At 66.4% G+C, this 18,567-nt stretch carries 15 protein-coding genes; 5 read left to right on the top strand and 10 right to left on the bottom strand.

Going from position 1 to position 18,567, the window contains the following annotated elements:
- Window positions 1–177: 177 nt before the first annotated feature.
- From OH768_RS07525 to OH768_RS07560, 8 genes are all read right to left on the bottom strand, one after another.
- Window positions 178–2,763 (bottom strand): AAA family ATPase, encoded by a 2,586-nt coding sequence (locus OH768_RS07525; RefSeq protein WP_406451306.1) that lies wholly within the window; start codon window positions 2,761–2,763, stop codon window positions 178–180.
- Window positions 2,764–3,208: 445 nt separating this feature from the next.
- Complete coding sequence (locus OH768_RS07530) at window positions 3,209–4,642, bottom strand: aldehyde dehydrogenase family protein (RefSeq protein WP_406451308.1); 1,434 nt, start codon at window positions 4,640–4,642, stop codon at window positions 3,209–3,211.
- A 186-nt stretch (window positions 4,643–4,828) separates the two neighbouring features.
- Window positions 4,829–5,824 (bottom strand): 3,4-dihydroxyphenylacetate 2,3-dioxygenase, encoded by a 996-nt coding sequence (gene hpaD / locus OH768_RS07535; RefSeq protein ID WP_406451310.1) that lies wholly within the window; start codon window positions 5,822–5,824, stop codon window positions 4,829–4,831.
- A complete protein-coding gene (gene hpaE / locus OH768_RS07540; protein WP_406451312.1) occupies window positions 5,821–7,308 on the bottom strand; it encodes a 5-carboxymethyl-2-hydroxymuconate semialdehyde dehydrogenase in 1,488 nt (495 codons plus the stop codon). Before hpaE ends, hpaD begins: the two co-directional genes overlap by 4 nt.
- Window positions 7,305–8,237 carry a 4-hydroxy-tetrahydrodipicolinate synthase gene (dapA, locus tag OH768_RS07545; RefSeq protein ID WP_406451314.1) on the bottom strand — a complete coding sequence of 311 codons (933 nt, stop codon included), beginning with the start codon at window positions 8,235–8,237 and terminating at the stop codon, window positions 7,305–7,307. Before dapA ends, hpaE begins: the two co-directional genes overlap by 4 nt.
- Complete coding sequence (locus tag OH768_RS07550) at window positions 8,234–9,679, bottom strand: fumarylacetoacetate hydrolase family protein (protein ID WP_406451316.1); 1,446 nt, start codon at window positions 9,677–9,679, stop codon at window positions 8,234–8,236. The genes dapA and OH768_RS07550 overlap by 4 nt, the downstream gene beginning before the upstream one ends.
- Window positions 9,679–11,145: a 4-hydroxyphenylacetate 3-monooxygenase, oxygenase component gene (gene hpaB, locus OH768_RS07555; RefSeq protein ID WP_406451318.1), complete on the bottom strand. Its 1,467-nt coding sequence runs from the start codon at window positions 11,143–11,145 to the stop codon at window positions 9,679–9,681. Before hpaB ends, OH768_RS07550 begins: the two co-directional genes overlap by 1 nt.
- 41 nt (window positions 11,146–11,186) lie before the next feature.
- On the bottom strand, window positions 11,187–11,690 hold the full coding sequence (locus OH768_RS07560) for a flavin reductase family protein (protein WP_406451320.1): 504 nt from the start codon (window positions 11,688–11,690) through the stop codon (window positions 11,187–11,189).
- Window positions 11,691–11,987: 297 nt separating this feature from the next.
- Here OH768_RS07560 and OH768_RS07565 point away from each other — a divergent pair, with 297 nt between their 5' ends.
- On the top strand, window positions 11,988–12,527 hold the full coding sequence (locus tag OH768_RS07565) for a MarR family winged helix-turn-helix transcriptional regulator (RefSeq protein WP_406451322.1): 540 nt from the start codon (window positions 11,988–11,990) through the stop codon (window positions 12,525–12,527).
- Between the two features lie 123 nt (window positions 12,528–12,650).
- Here the strand turns inward: OH768_RS07565 and OH768_RS07570 are convergent, their stop codons facing one another.
- On the bottom strand, window positions 12,651–13,520 hold the full coding sequence (locus tag OH768_RS07570) for an SDR family NAD(P)-dependent oxidoreductase (RefSeq protein WP_406451324.1): 870 nt from the start codon (window positions 13,518–13,520) through the stop codon (window positions 12,651–12,653).
- 301 nt (window positions 13,521–13,821) lie between these two features.
- Entirely contained in the window at window positions 13,822–14,766 is a 945-nt protein-coding gene (locus tag OH768_RS07575) for a nuclear transport factor 2 family protein (protein WP_406451326.1), read from the bottom strand.
- A 349-nt stretch (window positions 14,767–15,115) separates the two neighbouring features.
- Here OH768_RS07575 and OH768_RS07580 point away from each other — a divergent pair, with 349 nt between their 5' ends.
- The 4 genes from OH768_RS07580 (at window position 15,116) to OH768_RS07595 (ending at window position 18,477) form a co-directional block, all read left to right on the top strand.
- On the top strand, window positions 15,116–16,012 hold the full coding sequence (locus OH768_RS07580; protein ID WP_406451328.1) for an AraC family transcriptional regulator: 897 nt from the start codon (window positions 15,116–15,118) through the stop codon (window positions 16,010–16,012).
- 313 nt (window positions 16,013–16,325) lie between these two features.
- Window positions 16,326–17,042, top strand: a complete 717-nt coding sequence (locus tag OH768_RS07585; protein WP_406451330.1) for an alpha/beta fold hydrolase — start codon at window positions 16,326–16,328, stop codon at window positions 17,040–17,042.
- 150 nt (window positions 17,043–17,192) lie between these two features.
- The gene (locus OH768_RS07590; RefSeq protein ID WP_406451332.1) at window positions 17,193–17,570 is read left to right on the top strand and encodes a YybH family protein; all 378 of its coding nucleotides are present in this window, start codon (window positions 17,193–17,195) and stop codon (window positions 17,568–17,570) included.
- Window positions 17,571–18,054: 484 nt separating this feature from the next.
- The gene (locus OH768_RS07595; protein ID WP_406451334.1) at window positions 18,055–18,477 is read left to right on the top strand and encodes a 4-oxalocrotonate tautomerase family protein; all 423 of its coding nucleotides are present in this window, start codon (window positions 18,055–18,057) and stop codon (window positions 18,475–18,477) included.
- The last annotated feature ends 90 nt before the right edge of the window (window positions 18,478–18,567 follow it).

Below are 18,567 nucleotides of genomic sequence, written 5' to 3' on the forward strand. Positions count from 1 at the left end.
CCGGTCGTCGGGCGCGAATGCACAGGTCATGCCGCTGGAACGACCCCGTCTCCCTGCTCCACTGCGGCGGCGTCGCGTCACGACCGCGCCATTAGACCTGGCGCTCCCCATGGGGCCCTTCGTCGGATGCGGCAGAGGCGCCTCCCCGAAGCCACCTGCATCGGCGGCGGTCTCTCATCAATCCAGGTGAGATCGTTCGCGCTGAGCGGTGACAACCTTGGCCAATTGCAGCCGGGAACTGATGCCCAGCTTCCCGAACACGGCCCGCAGGTGGGTAGCAACGGTGTTGGGCGAGAGAAACAGCTCGGTAGCCGCGGACTTGTTGCTGTGCCCGTCGGCGACAAGGTCAGCCACGCGCCGTTCGGCATCGGTCAGAGCGTCCCAGCCGGTCTTCGGGCGATGCGTGGCGGGCGCCCAGCGGCGCCGCGCACCCGTAGCGCGCACGACCGAGTACAGCCGGCGTAGCTCTCCTTGGGCACCGACCTCGCGGTAGAGCCCGGCTGCCTGATCCAGTGCCGCCAGCCCTTCGTCGCGGCTGCCCGTACCTACGAGTGCCTCGCCATGGTCAGCCAGCGCTGCGGCCAGCAAGAGCGGCCTGTCGGCAGGTCGCAACGTGTCGACTGCCTGACGCAGTTCGTCGAGATCGTTCGTCGCGAGGCCTGCGACGTGGGCGCGGACCGCCGCAGGCACAGCCAGTCCGCTGTTGCGTTCGGCGAATGTTCTGGCCATCGCCACGCCCCTGCGAGCCAAGGGTCCGGCTCCGGACGAGCGCGCCACACGGGCCACCAAGATCTGCCATTCCGGCAACCATCGCATCCGGTGGACACCGCCGCTTTGATCGACCTGCCAGGCGAGGTCGGGGGCCCGGCTGTCCTCACGGGCAGCCGCAAGTACCGTCTGGAGCATCAGCAGAGCTGTCGGCCATGCCGGATCCTCATCGAGCGGCAGACGCTGCGCGAGGCGAACCTGCTTCTCCAGTGCCCGCAGGTCCCCACGCAGGTAGGCGATCCAGGCCAGCCGTACGCGCAGGTTCTCGGCAGCCAGTCGGTCTTCGGGCGGAGCTGCCAGAACAGCATGCGCCGACTTCCGCGCTGCTTCGAGATCAGCCGAGTTGCCGAGCAAGTCGCCGGAGACCGGGTAGCGGCCTTCCAGGCCGGCGACCTCGGTCGAGGCCCATCGTGCCAGCCTCTCGCCTTCGTTGTCTCCTGCACGTCGCGTTGCCGCGAGCACTCTGTCCACGGCCACGCGCGCGGCCTCCACATCGCCGGCGCGTGAGTCGGCGAGCACCGTCACGGCGATGAGACGCTCTCTGTCCCGTTCGGACAGATCCGTGCTGCCCAGGATCTGCCACGCTCGCGACCGCATCGTCTGCAGGAGCCCGAGCCGCCACAACGGCATCGCAAGCGAGACTTCTGCACGTACAAGAACGGTGGTCTCCGGTGCGCGCGCGATAACGCGGTCGGCGAGCGCGACCGCCTCCCGGTCGTGGCCTGTCTCGGCGAGTACGCCGACCGCGCGCGCCGCGAGTTCCGTCCACTCCGCAGCTTCTGGACCAGCCAGCTCAATCGCCTTGATCGCCAAGCGGGCCGCGTCGTCAGGAGCGCTCTCGCGTGTCCGCTCTGCGGCGTCGACGAGTGTTGCGGCCGCCGCGAAGTCGCCCGGCCGGGCACTCGCCAGCAGGTGCGGGGCACGTGCTACAGGGTCACTGCCTGCCACTTGCAATGCTTTGCTGTGCAGGGCCGCGCGCGTCGAGAGGGGAAGTGTCGCGTAGATGGCGCGGCGCTGCACTTCGCTCCGGAATGACATCCTCTCGCCGTCGTCGATGACGAGGCCGACGCGGGTGACCTCGGTCAGCTCGGGGAGGACCGTCTTGCCGGTCGAGCCGCCCAGCAGCGCTGAGACAGTGTCGGGAGTGAATGAGGTGCCGAGCACGGAGCCCGTGGTCACCCACCGTGCCGCGGCCTCCGGCAGTGACCGCAACTGTTCGCCGACCCTGGCTACCAGGCGCTCGGGTATGGGCGGCTCAGTGTCGGCATCGAGCCCATAGGCTGCCTCGGCCAGTTCGACCGCGATCAGCGGATTGCCACCGGCGCCCTCGATCAAGGCCCGCAGCGCCGGCCCTGGTTCGCCGTCCAGCCGGTCGGAGGCGATCTGGAGCATCGCGTCGGTAGGCAGGGGGGGTACAGCGATGATCTTCGACGGAAGCTGCCGGGCCATCTCCGCCGAGGCGCGAGATATCGGGCCAGTCGCTGTGTCCCGAGTGGAAACAAGCCATACGACGCGGTGTCCGACGAGACGCTCCGGCAGTACGCGCAGGGCGGCCGCTGTCAGTTCGTCAGCCCAGTGCACATCCTCAAGTGCCATCAGCACCGGCTGACGAGTGGCAGTGCTCTCCAGCAGATCGGCGATCCGGTCAAGGAGCCACGGCGGACGTTCGTAGACGGACGCGAGTTCAGCGAAGAGCTCGGCGGGGACGAGCGGGTGGCGACCCGTCCGCAGCGCCCAGACCAACGCCGGCAGCCGCGATGCCCCCACAGCAGCGTCACTGCGACCGTGACCTGTCGCGAAACCCATGCGAGTGGCCTCACGGGTCACCGCGTCGGTCAGTGCGGTCTTGCCAATCCCTTCCTCGCCGTTCAGGACCACGGCAGCGGACTGGCCGGTCTCCATGGAGTACTTGAGGATCCTGGATACGACCGAGATCAAGTCCTGGCGGCCGCGCAGCGGGAACCCATCCTGACGGCGCAATCCCGTGTTGACCACTTCGTCAAAAATAGCGGCGCCCCCTTAGAGGCATTGCCTCTTGGTGTTCTGGTGGTAGCGGATGAGAGTGGGGGCGATGGCGGGAGGGTGTTCGAGTTTTGGTTCCTGTGGTAGGTGAGGACGGCGTATTGCCGACAGTGGTCCGTTGGTGTGTCCAACGCTCCGGCGGTGAGGGTGCAGTTGACGGGACGAGCAGCTTTGCCGTCTCTCAGTACCGGGGGCTCGGCGGAAGCTGATCGGTGCAAAATTCCGGGACGTAGGCGCGGCCCACCGTGTCGCCGGCCCGATCTGGTCCCGTCAGCTGTCCCCCGTGAAAAGCCGCACGCCGGCTGAGTCGATCGCGCACCACACCCGGTCCCCCTCCCCCACACACACTCCCGATCCTCGGGAACGTAGCAAGTCCGAAGGGGCGCCCCTGGCTGGGTGCCGGCGCGAGACGCGGACGCTATGTCAGCGACGTCCAGACACTCTTTACTTCGGTGTACAGGTCGATAGCGCCGCTGCCCATCTCGCGACCCCATCCACTGGCCCCGTAGCCGCCCCAGGGCGCCGAGGCTTCCACGGGGTTTGGCATGTTGATGTAGATGGTTCCGGCGCGTACGTTGCCGGCGACACGGTGGGCCGCACCGACGTCCCGGGTCCACACCGCAGCGGCAAGTCCGTACTCGGAGTCGTTGGCGCGGGCGATCGCCTCGTCTTCCTCGTCGTAGGCGAGGATGGAAAGCACGGGGCCGAAGATCTCTTCCCGAGCTATGCGCATGTCGTCGCGAACGTCGGCGAAGACAGTGGGTCGATAGAAGTAGCCGGGCCGATCGGCGCGAGAGCCGCCTGCGAGCAAGCTGGCACCTTCGTCCATGCCGCTTCGGACGAGTCTGTCGACGTGCGCCTGGTGCTCCCCGCTGACCACGGGGCCAAGGTCGGTGTCTTCGGCGCTGCCCGGCCCGAGTCGCATCTGGGCGACCGCCTTGGCGCATCGCTCGGCGAATTCGTCGGCCAGCGACCGGTGGACGAGGAAACGAGTGTACGCAGCGCACACCTGTCCGCTGTTGAGCAGTGCCCCCTGCAGACACCCGGTGACGGCCGAATCGAGGTCGGCATCGGGCAGCACGAGGCTGGGCGCCTTGCCACCGAGCTCCAGAGAAACGCGCTTCAGGTTGCCTGCGGAGGCCTGCACGATCGCGCGTCCGGTCTCGGTGGAGCCGGTGAAGGAGACCTTGTCGACGCCCGGGTGCTCAACCAGCGCGCGACCGGCATCCGGGCCACCAGTAATCAGATTCACCACACCGTCAGGGATGCCCGCCTCGCGACACAGCTGCACGAGGCGGATCGTCGTCATTGGTGTTTGCTCGGCGGGCTTGACGATCACGGTATTGCCGCAGGCCAGTGCTGGCGCGATCTTCCAACTGGCAATCATCAGCGGGAAATTCCATGGCGTAATGAGCGCGCACACGCCGACCGGTTCCCGCTTGGTGTACTGCAGGACGTTGGGAAACGACATCGGAGCCGTCTCACCGTACAGCTTGGTCACCCAGCCTGCGTAGTAGCGGAAGTGCTCGGCCGCGCCCCTGACGCTCACCGTCCTCGAAACACCGATCGGCTGACCTTGGTCGAGGGTTTCCAACTGGGCGAGTTCCTCAGCATGCTCCTCGATCAGGTCACCGATACGCCACAGAATGCGCGCCCGCTCGGCCGGCGCGATGCCCGCCCAGGAGGGGCTTCCGAGCGCCGCCCGAGCTGCTGATACGGCCTCGTCGACGTCTTGTCGATTGGCGTCGGCGCAGCGTGCGTGTGCCGTGCCGGTCGACGGGTCGAGAGTATCGAATTCAGCGCCGGACGCGGCCGATTGCCAAGTGCCGCCAATGAACAGGGTCTTACTCATTCCCTACTCCTCGGTTTTCGTTGTCGGTCCTGTATCGCTACGCCGAGTACCGGCTCTGGCCCGAAGCGACTTTCGGTCGTTGTTGTACGAATTTTCTGTACGGAGTTGGATGCATCGCCCGGCAGTGACGGCTCTCTGTTGTGCGGAAGGAAGGCGGCCCCGATCTGCGGGACCCCCGGGGCAGGCTCAACCGAGTCCGTCTGCGCCGACCTGAACGGCGGACTCATCGAGCACGGCGTCCGAGACGTCCTGGAGCCGCCCTTCCAGATCCAGGACCGGGGTGGCCTCCTTGTACCAGGACTCGATCACGGCATTGCCCCAGAAGTCACGGCGACGGTCGTCGTGTACGTTCCAGCGGTACGTCTCGTGGTCCGGGTCACCGGTGTAGTAGTCCGAGGTGTAAATCTCCACTCGGTGGCCATCGGGGTCGCGGAGGTAGAGGTAGAAGGCGTTGGAGACCCCGTGGCGCCCGGGGCCGCGTTCGATGTGATGCTCCTTGCGCAGCGAGCCGAAGATGTCGGCGCATCGCAGGATCTGGTGGGATTCGTGGGTGGCGACGCCCAGGTGGTGCAGGCGGGGGCCGGCACCACCGGTGAAGGCAACGTCGTGGACCGTCTGCTTGCGGTACATCCACGCTGCGTACAGTTCGTGTTCGTCGCCTTCGATGGTCTCCGAGCAGCCGAAGCCGAGGGATTTGTAGTGAGCGTAAGCGGTGGGGATGTCGGGGGTGCAGATGTTGAAGTGGTCCAGGCGGGCGACCTCGGCACCGTGACGGATGTCGTAGCGCTGAATGAGACGTTCGGCGTGTTCGATCTCGTAGAAGAACTCGACGGGGAAACCCAACGGATCGATCACACGTACAGCGTCGCCAATGCCGCGTGTGCCTTCGCCCTTCTTCAAACGCTTGACAGGGCGGCCGAGTTCGGCGAAGAACCGCTCAGCCTTGTCGACATCTTCAGGGGTGCGTACGCGGTAGGCGATGTGGTCGAGGGCGCCCAGTTCCCCTCGGCGCAGCACCAGGGAATGGTGAGTGAGTTCGTCGGTGCCGCGCAGGTAGAGAGAGTCGGCGTCCTCGTACTGGACGTAGAAGCCGAGCATGTCGACCCAGAACCAGCGTGCCGCGCCGAGATCGGTGACGGCGAGTTGGGCGTATGCCGAGCGGATGACATCAGGCGCGTTCATGAGGCAGCCCCGAACCGTGGCGTGTGAACGTCGCCGAGAGTGACGTGGACAATCTTGGATTCCGTGTAGAAGTCGATGGAATGGGCACCGCCTTCGCGGCCGACGCCCGAGTCCTTGACCCCGCCGAAGGGAGTACGCAGGTCCCGGACATTGTGGGAGTTGATCCAGACCATGCCGGACTCGACGGCATGGGCGATGCGGTGGCCGCGCTTGAGGTCCGTTGTCCAGATGTAGGCCGCCAGACCGTACCGGGTGGCGTTGGCGAGTTCGATCGCTTCGGCCTCGTCGTCGAAGGGGGCGACGGCGACGACCGGCCCGAAGATCTCCTCCTGGAAGATGCGGGCGTCGCGCTCGACGTCGGCGAAGACGGTCGGCTGTAGGTAGTTGCCGTCGGCCAGGTGGTCGGGGCGGGTGCCGCCGGCGACGAGCCGGGCTTCCTTCTTGCCGATCTCGACGTAGTTCAAGACCCGTGCGTAGTGCTCGGGGTGAACCAGTGCGCCGACCTCTGTTGCCGAATCGGACGGCAGTCCGACTCGGATATTTGCGGCCCGTTCGGCGAGGCGGTGCACGAACTCCGCGTAGAGCGATCGCTCCACGAGCACCCGTGAACCGGCCGTGCAGCGCTCGCCGTTGAGGGAGAACACCCCGAATACGATCGAGTCGAGTGCGGCTTCGAGGTCGGCGTCGGCGAAGACGACGGCCGGGGACTTGCCACCCAGTTCCATAGAAGTGGTCTTGAGGTGTTGGGCGCTGGACCGGATGATGCGCCGGCCGGTGTCGGTAGATCCGGTGAAGGAGATCAGCGGCACGTCCGGGTGGTCGACGAGGGACTGGCCGGCCTCCTCGCCGATGCCGTGCACGATGTTCACCGCCCCTGCGGGCACGCCTGCCTCGGAGAAGATTTCCGGCCACAGCGACGCGGACAGTGGTGTCCACTCGGCCGGCTTGAGGATCAGCGTGCAGCCGGAGGCCAGGGCAGGCGCCAGCTTCCAACTCTCCAGCATGAACGGTGTGTTCCATGGCGTGATCAGTCCGGCCACTCCGACAGGAGTGCGCCGGACGTAGGAGAACTGTTCCTCGCCCTGCCGGAAGGCCTCCTCGCCGAGGGCGACGATGACGTCCGCGAAGTAGCGGAAGTTCTCGGCGGCGCGCCGGGCCTGGCCGCGTGCCTGGGTGATGGGCAGTCCGGTGTCGTACGTCTCGTAGGCGGCCAGCCGGTCGTGGCGGGCCTCGACGGCGTCCGCGATGCGGTACAGCGTGGCGGCTCGGTCCCGGTTGGACAGTCCGGCCCACTCCGTGGAGGCGGCAGCGGCCGCGCGTGCTGCCCGGTCGATGTCGGTTGCCGAACCGCGGGCAGCCTGTGCGTAGGGGTTGTTGGACACGGGGTCGGAGACGTCGAATGTTCGGCCGTCGGCCGCATCGACGAGTTCGCCGCCGATCCAGTGCTGAATGACAGAGGGCAAGCCCTTGGGGGCCGTGGTCATCGTGCATCTCCGATCTGTGAGGTGAGATCGCCGCCCTCGGCGAGCAGCTCGCGGATCTTCACGAGGCCCGCGTCGGTGGGAGTGATGAGGGGCGGGCGAACATGCGGGGAGGTGATGAGGCCCTGCTGGTGGAGCACCCACTTGACAGGCGCCGGGTTGGTCTCGACGAACAGCAGGTCGACCAGCGGATGAAGTCGGTAGTGCAGGTCGCGGGCGGCGTCGAACTCGCCGGCCTCCCACAGCTCGTACATGCGGGCAACCGCGGTCGGCGCGATGTTGGCGACGGCCGACACGAAACCGGCGCCGCCCAGCGCCAGGAGCGGTAGGCAGAGCAATTCGATGCCGGACCACACCAGCAGCGAGCGGCCGCAGGCGTGCAGGACGCGCGAGAAGTGCTCGAAGTCCTTTGTCGTCTCCTTGACGCCGACGAAGTTCTCGAAGTCGGTGAACAGGCGCTTCACTGTCTCCGGTGCGATGTCGACGGCGGTGCGGGAGGGCACGTTGTAGGCGATGATCGGCAGGTCGGGGAACTCCCGGGCGACCGTCGCGTACCACTGGTAGAGGGCTTCCTGGGTGGGGCGTGCGTAGTACGGCGTGATGACGAGAGCCGCGTCGGCGCCCATCATCTGTGCTGCGGCGGTGAGTTGGAGGGTTTCGTCGAGCTTGTGTGAACCAGTGCCGGGCAGGAACGGGACACGGTCGTCGATTTCCTTCGCGACAGTGCGCATCGCCGCGATCCGCTCGGCAGCGGACTGCGCACTGGGTTCGCCGGTCGAGCCGCCCAGGGAGATCCCGTGTGAGCCGGCCTGGAGTTGGAAGCGGATCAGTGTCCGCAAGCTGTCGTGGTCGACGGCGCCGTCCGCGGTGAACGGCGTGACCACGGGGGCGATGGATCCGCGGATTATGGACGGGTCACTTCTGAACTTCACAGGGACTCTCCTTCCGTAATGTGCTGCTTGCGCCATTGCTCGTACGGCTCACGCCACTCCGGCCCCAACGGATAGAGGCCATCGATACTGCGTCCGGTCCGTACCTGCTCGGTGATGAACCTTTCCTGTGCCTCCTGCTCGCGGCAGTCGGCAATCAGTTCCTCGGACAGCTCGGGCGGTACGACCACCACGCCGTCGGCGTCCCCGACAATCAGGTCGCCGGGCTGAACCAGAGCTCCACCGCAGGCGATCGGCACGCCGGTGTCCCAGGGGACGTGACGGCGTCCGAGCACGGACGGATGCTCCCCGCCGTGGAAGACCGGCAGACCGAGTTCGGTCACGGCCGCGCTGTCGCGCAGCCCGCCGTCGGTAACCACGCCGGCCGCGCCACGCTGCTGTGCGCGCAGAGCCAGGATGTCGCCGAGCGTTCCCGCGGAGGTGTCGCGACGGGCGTCCATCACCAGCACATGGCCGGGCCGAAGTTCTTCGACAGCGCGCTTCTGGGCGTTCATTCCGTTGCCGTACTTCTGGAACAGATCTTCACGCAGCGGCAGATAGCGCAGGGTGTGGGCGACGCCGACCATGCCGATGCCCGGCTGGGTGGGCCGTACGCCGTCGATCGACATGTGCGGCAGACCGCGCTTGCGCAGCTGTGCGCTGAGCGTGGCGACCGCGACCGAGCGCAGACCGTCCTCGATCTCCTTGGCGATCAGCGGCTCGGGGACGTAGGTCGGTCCGTACGCGGCCTCGCGCTCCGCCGGATCGAGGCGGGGCATGGCTCCGTACGGGGCGAGGGCGGGCCCCGCTGCGATCGGATTGCGCAGCCGCCCGGTGGACAGTCCGCCGCCGCTCACCTCGACCTCGACCAGATCGCCTGGCGAGACGACGGAGGCGCCGGCCGGAGTGCCCGTGAGGATCACGTCTCCCGGCTCCAGCGTGACCAGCCGGGACAGGTCGGCAATGAGTTGCCCGAAGGGGAAGAGCAATGTGTCGGTGGTGTCGTCCTGGACCAGCTCGTCGTTGACCCAGGTGCGCAACTGCAGGGCGTCTGGGTCGAGTTCACGAGCATCCAGCAGCCGCGGCCCGATCGGTGTGAAGCCGTCGGCGCCCTTGGAGCGGAGGTTGGAGCCGCGGTCGGCATACCGCAGGTCGTACACGCCCGCGTCGTTCGCGGCGGTCACCCAGCGCACGTACGACCAACCGTCTTCAGGTGTCACGTGTTGGGCGCGTGAGCCGATGACGAGCGCGATCTCGCCCTCGAAGCCGAGGAGTTCGCACCCCTCGGGCCGGACAATCGCTTCCTTGGTGCCCGACAGTGACGACGGCGGCTTGAAGAAGTACGACGGCTGCGACGGTATCCGTCCGCGTTCCTTTGCCCGGCTGCGGTAGTTGAGGTGGACCGCGATGATCTTCGATGGAGGGTTCCCGAGCGGATGTGTCATCAGGCACGCTCCAGGCTGTGCCGATTCAAGAAGTCCTGGACCTTGGCCTTGTAGGGCTCGCGGTCGTAGGACTTCACGTAGGCGCCGGCCATGCGGACCGGGTCGCCGAAGAAGTAGTACTCGTACAGGGCCTGTCGGCTGGAGAAGGCGGAGATGCAGGTGTCCCACACCAGCCGGAAGAGCTTCACGCGCTCTGGGCCCGTCAGTGTCGCCGACTGCAGGTACGCCTCGATGTCGGCGGCTGCCGGCCCCGTGATGTCCAGTTCGGTCGGAGTGGCCATCAGGCCGGAGGCACCAAGCTTGCGGAGGATCTGAGGGAAGCGCTGGTAGAGCTTGGGGTAGAGGTTGCGGGCGGCGTTCAGCGGGGCGAAGGCCGGAGTGAGGACGCCGTACTCGTTGATTTCGGCGTCGGCCTCGGCGGCGCGCAGGAACGCGCGCAGCATCTCCAGCGTGGTGATGATCTCGGCGATGTCCTCCTGGACGTGCTGGAACTGCTCGATGCCGATGGCCTCGGTCAGCAGCGACACCAGTCCGAGGACGTACTCCGTCTTGGCAGTGGTGCGGGTGACGACCTGATGGGTCATGTGCACCACGGACGACGTCTGCGAGTAGAAGCCGTTGCACAGCTCCGCTTCGCCAAGGACGAAGCAGCGCTCGTAGGGGACATGGACGTCGTCGAAGACGACCACGCAGTCCGATTCCTCGAAGCGGGAGGAGAGCGGGTGATCGTGGCGGGGGCGGTCGTAGTCGAGTGGTTCGCGGGCGATGTAGCGCAGGCCGGGAGTGTCGTTGGGAATCGCGAAAGCGTAGGAGTACGGCTTGTCCTCGGGAGTGCCGCGCAGCACGGTGGAGGGGAAGACGAGCATCTCGTCAGCGAACGGGGCGATGGTGGCGAGCATGCGCGCACCGCGGATGACGACCCCGTTGTCGTCCTCCTTCACGATCCGCGCCGCCAGCTTGCCTCCGGCTTGCTGGGTGCCGGTCACCGCCCGGTTGACCTGCGGCGGGATCAGAGTGTGCGTACACAGCAGGTCCTCTTCACGCACCTTCTCGTAGTAGCGGCGGATGTTCTCGCCGAAGGCGGGGTTGGCCTGGGCGAACCAGTCGGCAGCGGAGGCCAGTGCCATGAGGGAGCTGTTCATGTAGTCGCCGGTGCGACCGAGCATGCCGCTGCTGTAGTCGGCCCATACCTTGAACGCCTTTCGGCGCTTGACCAGGTCGTCCGGGGTCTTCGGGGCCAGGAACGAGGTGCCGACCGGCTCTCCGGAGGTAGGGGAGGTGTAGGTCAGAACGTCCTTGTGCTCCGCGGAGTGCTGAAGGTCGTACAGCTCGGCATACGTGCGCACCACGTTGCGGAAGGCCGGGTGGTCCTGTACGCCGCCGGTGATGGTCTCGCCCTGGATGTGCACCGTGGGGCGGGAGGCAGACAGTCGCTCGAGGTATTCCTTGCCTGTACGTGCGGCCATGGTGGTGCTCCTGAGTCGGGAGGGGCAGAGGGGAGGGCTGTTCAGATGAGGTGTTCGATGCCGTCGGCTGACTCGGCGGCTGTGCCGAAGCGGCTCCAGGTGTAGGTGAGGGCGTCACCGTCGCGGTGGCCAAGGTCGGTGACCTGGCCGACGACGAGGGTGTGGTCGCCGCCGTCGTAGGAGCGCCAGGGGGTGCACTCGATCCACGCGAGGGGGGTAGCGAGTCGCGGCACCCTGGCATCGGCCACCCAGTCGGGTTCATCCAGCCCCTGCGCCCCCGCGAACAGGCGGGCCAGGCGTTCCTGTTCAGCGCCCAGGACGTTGACGCAGAACGACTGGTCGACGAGCCGATCGTGGCATCGGGCTCTGCGAGCGACGCTGATCAGCACCAGTGCGGGGTCGGCTGACACAGACGTGAAGGAGTTCATGGTGGCTCCTCGCGGGCCGTCTTCGCCGTCGTAGGTGACGACGGTGACGCCCGTGACGAAGCGGGACATGCACGCGCGCAGCGCGCCGGGGCTGGGGGGAGCTAGGACTTCGGGCATGAGGACTCCCATGAGAGGCACTCGTATCGCTGCCGTGGCGGGGCGCGATCAGGGAAGCCGGTGAGGCACACGGTGTGACGCCATACCGGGGCAGATGTGCACCATTGGCACCTGAGATCAAAATCAGGAGGAATGATGACGAAAGCCATAGTGAAACCTTTGACTATTTGGAACATACCCTCCGCGGGGCCCGTTGGGAAGACCCGAGTGACAGCCTCCTGCGCCTCGCCGAAGACGTCGCGAACCCGCCCGTCTCCTCGGGCGGACCTGCCTCGGACCGCGTCCTACACTCCAGACATGACCTTGGAACCGTCCGACCCCGAGCACCTGCACTTCTGGTCGTTCATCGACTACGCCGTCGAGCGGGTCTCCCGGGAACTGCCGAGCATCGATCCGCTCGCCATGCGCCTGGTGTTCACCCTCCATCGGGCGGCCAACATGCTTGTCTACGACCTCGAATCCACCGTTCACCGGCCACGCGGCTGGTCCTGGCCCGGCTTCCGCGTGCTGTTCGCGATCTGGCTGACCGCTCCTGTTGAGGCGAAGAAGGTGGCGGAACTGTCCGGCATGAGCCGGGCTGCCGTGTCTGCTCTGGTCAACACGCTGGAGCGTGACGGGCTGGTGAGCAAGGAGCGCGCGGCCTACGACGGACGAGCGCTGGAACTGTCCCTCACCGAGTCCGGGCGGGATGCAATCGCTTCCGCGTTCCTGGCTCACAACGAGCGAGAGCGGGAGTGGGGGGGCGCTCTCAGCGAGGACGAGAAGCGCACGCTGATCGAACTGCTGGGGAAACTGACCTCCCACTCCGTCCACTTCGACGCCAGGCATCGGGCTTGACGCGAATGATCGTTGTCCAGGCGTTTGCCCGAGTCCTCAGGCGGTCCGACCTGGCCGCCGGAGCCCACTTCCCCCCTCACCGAGGGCTGCCCAGCCCATGACTTCCTTCGCGCGGAGTGACGTCTATCTGATGGAAGTGACGCGAGATGCGCCCGTGGCCGATGGGCGCAGGCGACTCAGGACCGACCAGTAGGTGGAGGGAAATATACGGCCGACAGTTTCAGCGAAGATGGCGAGCCTGGTAATCACTACCCGGGCATCACGCTTCTCAATGGCGCAGAGTATCTGGGCCGCAGCCTTGTCCGCAGGGTAAGTGAGCATCTTGTCGAAGGACGCCGATTCAGCTTGCGCTGATTGTTTGCCGGCGAGGCTTGCGGCGATCCGCGCTGTCTCGGAGATACGGGTCCGGATTCCACCGGGGTGTACCGTGGTTACGCCGATCCCTTGGGCGACGACCTCGTGACGCAGGGCTTCACTGAAGCCGCGCAGAGCATATTTGCTCGAGGCATAGGCGACCTGGCCCGGGGGCGCGATGAGACCGAACAGGCTGGATACATTCACGATGTGGCTTCCGGGGTGGCTTCGCAGGACGGGTAGCAGTCGCCTGGTGAGCGCGACCGGCGCGTGGAAGTTGATGCGCATCATCCAGTCGAATTCCTCGGCCGACAGATCCTCGAACCGCCCGTCCATGGCCACGCCGGCGTTGTTGACCAGAAGCGTGATGAGCGGGTGGTCAATGAGGATCTGCTCGACAGCGTTGTCGAGGGCTACTTGGTGGGCAAGGTCAACCACGATGGCGTGGACACGTACATCGGTGTGCCGTTCGCAGATGGTGTGCGCGACGTTGTTGAGGCGCTCTGCGTCGCGATCGAGCAGCACCAGATTGCTTCCGCGGGCGGCCAACCCATAGGCCATTTGTTCACCCATGCCGCTGGCGGCTCCGGTGAGTACGGCAGTGCCTCCAGCGAAGCAATACGGTCGGAGCAGGTACATCGTTCTCCTGTGTGCAATAAAGGGGGCGCCTTGCAATATATGTGCATGCTCGACGCACAGATGACGTGAGAGGGAGAGACGGAGCACCCAGGGTGATGGCGGTTTTGGTTGCCACCAAGGCCAGCCCCGTAAACCTGCACCGCCATCACCTGGAGCGATATACAGCAGTAAAATCCGCAACGGCACCCGCCGCTCACGTGCGACGCGTCGCGATGACACGATCCGCGGGTGCTACCCGTAACTCTTGTCGAGTTCTCATCGAAGTGGCCGTGTAACGGTTGGCATCGACTGACATTGCGGTCTAGAACATCGTGTTGTCGTTCGCCGATGTCTCCGGCACGTCCTGGAGCGAGTCCCAGTGCTCGACGATCTTTCCGTTCTGCACGCGGAAGAGGTCAACGACCGCCTGACCGCGCTCACCGGGCGCGGCGACGAAATGACTGTGGACGGCCACCAGGTCCCCCTCGGCGATGATCCGCTTGGGGGTGAACGTCATCTGCGGGTAGTGCTCGAAGTAGGCGGCCATACCAGCCTTCACCCCGGCGATACCGTCCGGGATGGTCGGGTTGTGCTGGAGGTAGTCCGGGGCGACGTAGCGGTCGATGGCGGACAGGTCCTTGTGTACCGGCACGTCATTGACGAAGGCGGTCACCAACTTCTTGTTGGCGGCGGTGAGCCAGCGGGGGCCGGTCTGGTGAATCGGGGGCCGGCTGATGGTGGAGAACATGTCGTGGCCGTTGACGGAGGTCGCCGGCACGTCCTGAATCACGTCCCAGTGCTCGGCGAGCTTGCCGCCCTGGAAACGGTAGATGTCGTAGTAGGACCCGCCGCGGTCGTCCGGGGTCAGCTGGACGTGAGAATGCACGATCACCAGATCACCCTCGGAGATCACCTGCTTGATCCCGAACTTGAGTGCGGGGTACTGCCGGTGGAGGGAGACGCCGAGGTTCTTGAACGCCTCGGCGCCGTCGGGAAGCGTCGGATTGTGCTGGATGTAGTCGGGGCGCACATAACGGTCGACGATCTTGGTGTCTCCGCGCTCGAACAGGCCCTTGAGGACCCCGACGGCGACGGACTTCTGGTACTGGAGGCGCTCGTTCTCGCCGTCGCGAGAGGCAACGGGGTGACCGGTGTGCCGCACGGTGGTCGCCGGCGAAGTTGCCGCGCTGGCGGGCAGGGCCATGGCCGCGGTGAGGGCCGCGGCCACGAATGTGGCCGCGAGGGTGCTTCGACTGGTGACGGTCATGATGCTCGGATCTCCGATCGCGCTGGGCAGACAAGACGCGACGCTTCAAATTTGAAACATCGACGAGGTCATACAACCATTGACTACTTGAGGGTTCAAGCACTTGTTTTCGGCCACCCGCGGCGAGCTGGCGGGGTTGGGCTCCACTCACGTGGATGCTGGAGGCCGTGCAGTACCGGCCTCGCGCGCAGGATCGACAACGCGACGAACATGCCGGGCGCACGGCCTTGAGCTGAGGGTCTGCGCCGCCGGCAGATGATCGGCACAGTGAACTCTTCCCCGGCCTCGGCGAGTTGGGGTGAGGAAGCTCGTTGCCGGCGTGGTCGGCCGTAGCTGCGATCATCGGTGCATGGCTGGTTTCGGAAGCCCGGATGTTGTCGACGTCAGCTACGACAATCCGGATCAGCCCCGGTTGGGGCTGGAGGTTTTGTCCTTTGCGACGTTGCGTGAGCGGCTGTCGCCGTCTGTCGCGGCGGCGCCCAGCCGTCCGGACTTCCATCAGCTGACCCTGGTCACCCGCGGGGAAGGTACCGCGCTGATCGACTTCGTGAGTTACCCATGCGCTCCGGGGACTCTGCTGCATTTGCGTCCTGGTCAGGTGCAGCGTTTCCCCGCGGGTCCTCAGGGGGGCATCGCGGATCTTGATGCGACCTTGGTGGTGTTCACGCCTGCCTTTCCACCGCCGGTTCCTGCCAGCGCTGCCGTCATCGACGAGGGGCTCACTCCTGCCGCTTTCTCACTGTCCGCGGTGGAGTACCGGGCCATGTCGGTGGCGGTGGCTGAGATAGCGGCGGAATACGCCACGCTGGCCGATCAGGACGCTTGGCAGGCGGACCTCACTGTGGAACTGCTGCGGCAGCTTCTTGCCGCGCTGCTGGTGCGCATTGCCCGGCTGCCGCACCCCGGTGAATGGAATCCTGCGGCGGGGGGCGAGGTGTTCCGGGCCTTCCGAGGTGAACTGGAACGCACGTTCGCGACGAGGCGCCGTGCCGCCCAGTATGCCGCGCGCCTCGGTTACTCGCCGCGGACGCTCACGCGGGCCTGTCTGGCCGCGACAGGCCGTACCGCGAAGGACCTCATCGACGACCGGGTCGCCCTGGAAGCCAAGCGGCTGCTGGTTCATACCGTCCTTCCCGTCGCGTCCGTCGGTCGCATGCTGGGCTTCACGGAGCCCACCAACTTCGGGAAGTTCTTCGAGCGGACAGTGGGTGCCACTCCCGGGGCGTTCCGTGCCACGCAGCGCTGACAGCCCCGCCCGCGGGGACAGCCAGAGGCGTCTGGGCCGTGGGGCGGGGACGCGCTGAGCCCGGGCTCTCTGAGGTGCATGCCTTGAGCGGATCGGCGAGTCCATTTTTGACCATGGCAGGTCTCTTGCGCACCTCGTCTGCGCCGCTCGCATCGCGCATTGTTTGAGCAAGCAGCCAGCGCGTCATCCACTTCCGGTCAAGCCTCTGACTGTCTGGTGGGTCCCGGGAGTAAAGGAGAAAACAACCATGCCGTACGCAGATGTCAACGGTGCCCGCCTGTACTTCGAGGACAGTGGCGGTGAGGGTCCGGTCGTGGTCTTCAGCCACGGCAACCTCATGGACCGTGACATGTGGGTGCACCAGGTCCAGGCCCTGGGCGGGGACTTTCGGGTCGTCGTGTGGGACGAGCGGCTGCACGGCCGTACCGAGGACGACGGTAAGGCCTACACCTACTGGGACTCGGCTGCCGACCTGATCGGGCTGCTGGACCACCTGGGCGTGCGGCAGGCGGCGCTGGTGGGGCATTCGCAGGGTGGCTTTCTGTCGATGCGGGCCGCCTTGACAGCGCCTGAACGGGTCAAGGCCCTGGCGTTGATCGACACGACGTCGGTCGCCTGGCCGCTCGATGCGCTGTCGCAGATGCGTGGCGTGTCGGAGGGATTCCGCGGCGCGGGTCCGGAGGCGGTGGCCCCGGTGTTGCTGGGGATGCTGCTGGGACAGCCCGCGATTCACGATCAGTGGCTGGCGAAGTGGAAGGCGCAGCCGCGTGAACGGCTCGCCGACGCGGTGCAGGTGCTGATGGAGGCAGATGACATCACCGGCCGGCTTGGTCAGATCACTGTGCCGACCCTGGTCGTCCATGGCGACGCGGACCAGCCGATCCCGTACCCGTTGGGCCGGTCACTGGCCTCGATGATCCCCGGTGCCCAGGAGTTGGTCACCGTAGCCGGGGCCGGACACACGCCGAACCTCACTCATCCCGACCGCGTCAACCCGGCATTGGCCGGCTTCCTTCGCCGGTATGCCTAACGGTCCCACTCCCCCCTCTGCGTGGAACCTGCGGCGGCGGTCAGCACAGCACTGCTGTCCACAGGGCATCCCTGGCGGACATGCACACGCGGGTCCCGACACCCGCCATTTCAACGATCTGCACGACATCCAATTCTGGAAGGAACGACCATGTCGACTCCCATCACCGACCCCGCGCAGCTCCCCCCGGCCTTCGAGAAGGCCATGAACTCCGGGAACCTCGACGAGGTCCTGAGCCTGTTCGCGCCCGGTGCCGTCATGCGTACCGTCACCGGTGAGACCGTCACCGGCCAGGCACTGCACGACTACACGGCCGGATCGATCGCCGGCAACGCCCAGCTGTCCAACGGCCCCTCACGCGTCGTGGCCGGCGACGACATCGCATTGATCAGCGAGGAGTGGACCCTCGAGATCACCACCCCCGACGGCAACCGGCACAAGGCCACCGGCACCACCGCCAATATCGCCCGCCGCGGCCAGGACGGCACCTGGCGCATCGCCATCCTCAACCCCCTCGGCACCGCCTGAGCATCCATGCAGGGGGTGGCCGCACTCTCCGGGAACCCGACCACCCCACAACCAACCAGCACGCGCCCCCGCTTCGTGCTCTTCTAGTGCATCGACGGCTTCTGTCAACAGAAGCCGTATCCCGGAGAAGCTCGGCCGGCTCAGTCCCATCGCGTCCGAAGAGAAGTACCGCGCCGAGCAGGCAACAGCTGAGCGAGCGAACCTGAAACCCCGTCAGCCCACTCTGACCAGCTAATCAGTGTCTCCCGAACGACAGGTGGAACCGCAGTACCCAAGCGAAACACGGAGGCTAACGTGTTTGGGTGAGTGAGCGGGAAGCGGCAGTGGACCCACACTGTGGAGAGCACTGACTGGACGGCTGTCCGGCTGGAAGATCGTGCTCTCCTGGCTCTGTGGCCGGTGGACCGACCGGGACCGGGTGGAGCAAGCCCTGTCCCGAGGGTGTCTCTTCATCACGAATCCCCACTCACGAGAGGACATCGCCATGCCGATGATCGACGTGTACGCCCCGACCGGGACGTTCGACGACAAGCATGCACTCGCCCAGGAACTCGCTCAGGCGATCATGCGATGGGAGAAGGTGCCCGCGATCCCCTTCTTCCTCGACAACACCGCCGCGTTCATCCACGAGCTGGCCCCGGACTCCCTCTCGACCGCCGGCGGCGGCAGCACCAGTGTTCGCGTGAACGTGACCACCAACGCCGGCGCGCTGGACCGCGAGCAGCAGCTTGGGCTGGTCAAGGAATTCACCACCCTGGTCGCCAAGGCCGCAGGCGACCCGACGCTGGAGGAGCGCACCTGGGTCGCCCTCACCGAGGCAGTCCCCGGAGGCTGGGGCATCGCCGGCCACGCCTACACCAACGAGGAGATCGTCCAGCACGTACGCGAACTGCTCGGCAAGGCGTAGGTACCTGCCGCCCGGTCGCGTGCTTGCACCCTGCAGGCGGGAGGCAGCACCGCCCAGGCCTGTGGGGAACACGATTCAACGGGCCCGGTG

The organism is Streptomyces sp. NBC_01622 (genome assembly GCF_045209635.1).
GTDB lineage: Bacteria > Actinomycetota > Actinomycetes > Streptomycetales > Streptomycetaceae > Streptomyces.

Bases quoted from the DNA above. Each gene is read 5' to 3' on its own strand.
- OH768_RS07530 (WP_406451308.1), bottom strand. From the start codon at position 4,642: ATGAGTAAGACCCTGTTCATTGGCGGCACTTGGCAATCGGCCGCGTCC.
- hpaD (WP_406451310.1), bottom strand. From the start codon at position 5,824: ATGAACGCGCCTGATGTCATCCGCTCGGCATACGCCCAACTCGCCGTC.
- hpaE (WP_406451312.1), bottom strand. From the start codon at position 7,308: ATGACCACGGCCCCCAAGGGCTTGCCCTCTGTCATTCAGCACTGGATC.
- OH768_RS07550 (WP_406451316.1), bottom strand. From the start codon at position 9,679: ATGACACATCCGCTCGGGAACCCTCCATCGAAGATCATCGCGGTCCAC.
- hpaB (WP_406451318.1), bottom strand. From the start codon at position 11,145: ATGGCCGCACGTACAGGCAAGGAATACCTCGAGCGACTGTCTGCCTCC.
- OH768_RS07560 (WP_406451320.1), bottom strand. From the start codon at position 11,690: ATGCCCGAAGTCCTAGCTCCCCCCAGCCCCGGCGCGCTGCGCGCGTGC.
- OH768_RS07565 (WP_406451322.1), top strand. From the start codon at position 11,988: ATGACCTTGGAACCGTCCGACCCCGAGCACCTGCACTTCTGGTCGTTC.
- OH768_RS07570 (WP_406451324.1), bottom strand. From the start codon at position 13,520: ATGTACCTGCTCCGACCGTATTGCTTCGCTGGAGGCACTGCCGTACTC.
- OH768_RS07575 (WP_406451326.1), bottom strand. From the start codon at position 14,766: ATGACCGTCACCAGTCGAAGCACCCTCGCGGCCACATTCGTGGCCGCG.
- OH768_RS07580 (WP_406451328.1), top strand. From the start codon at position 15,116: ATGGCTGGTTTCGGAAGCCCGGATGTTGTCGACGTCAGCTACGACAAT.
- OH768_RS07590 (WP_406451332.1), top strand. From the start codon at position 17,193: ATGTCGACTCCCATCACCGACCCCGCGCAGCTCCCCCCGGCCTTCGAG.
- OH768_RS07595 (WP_406451334.1), top strand. From the start codon at position 18,055: ATGCCGATGATCGACGTGTACGCCCCGACCGGGACGTTCGACGACAAG.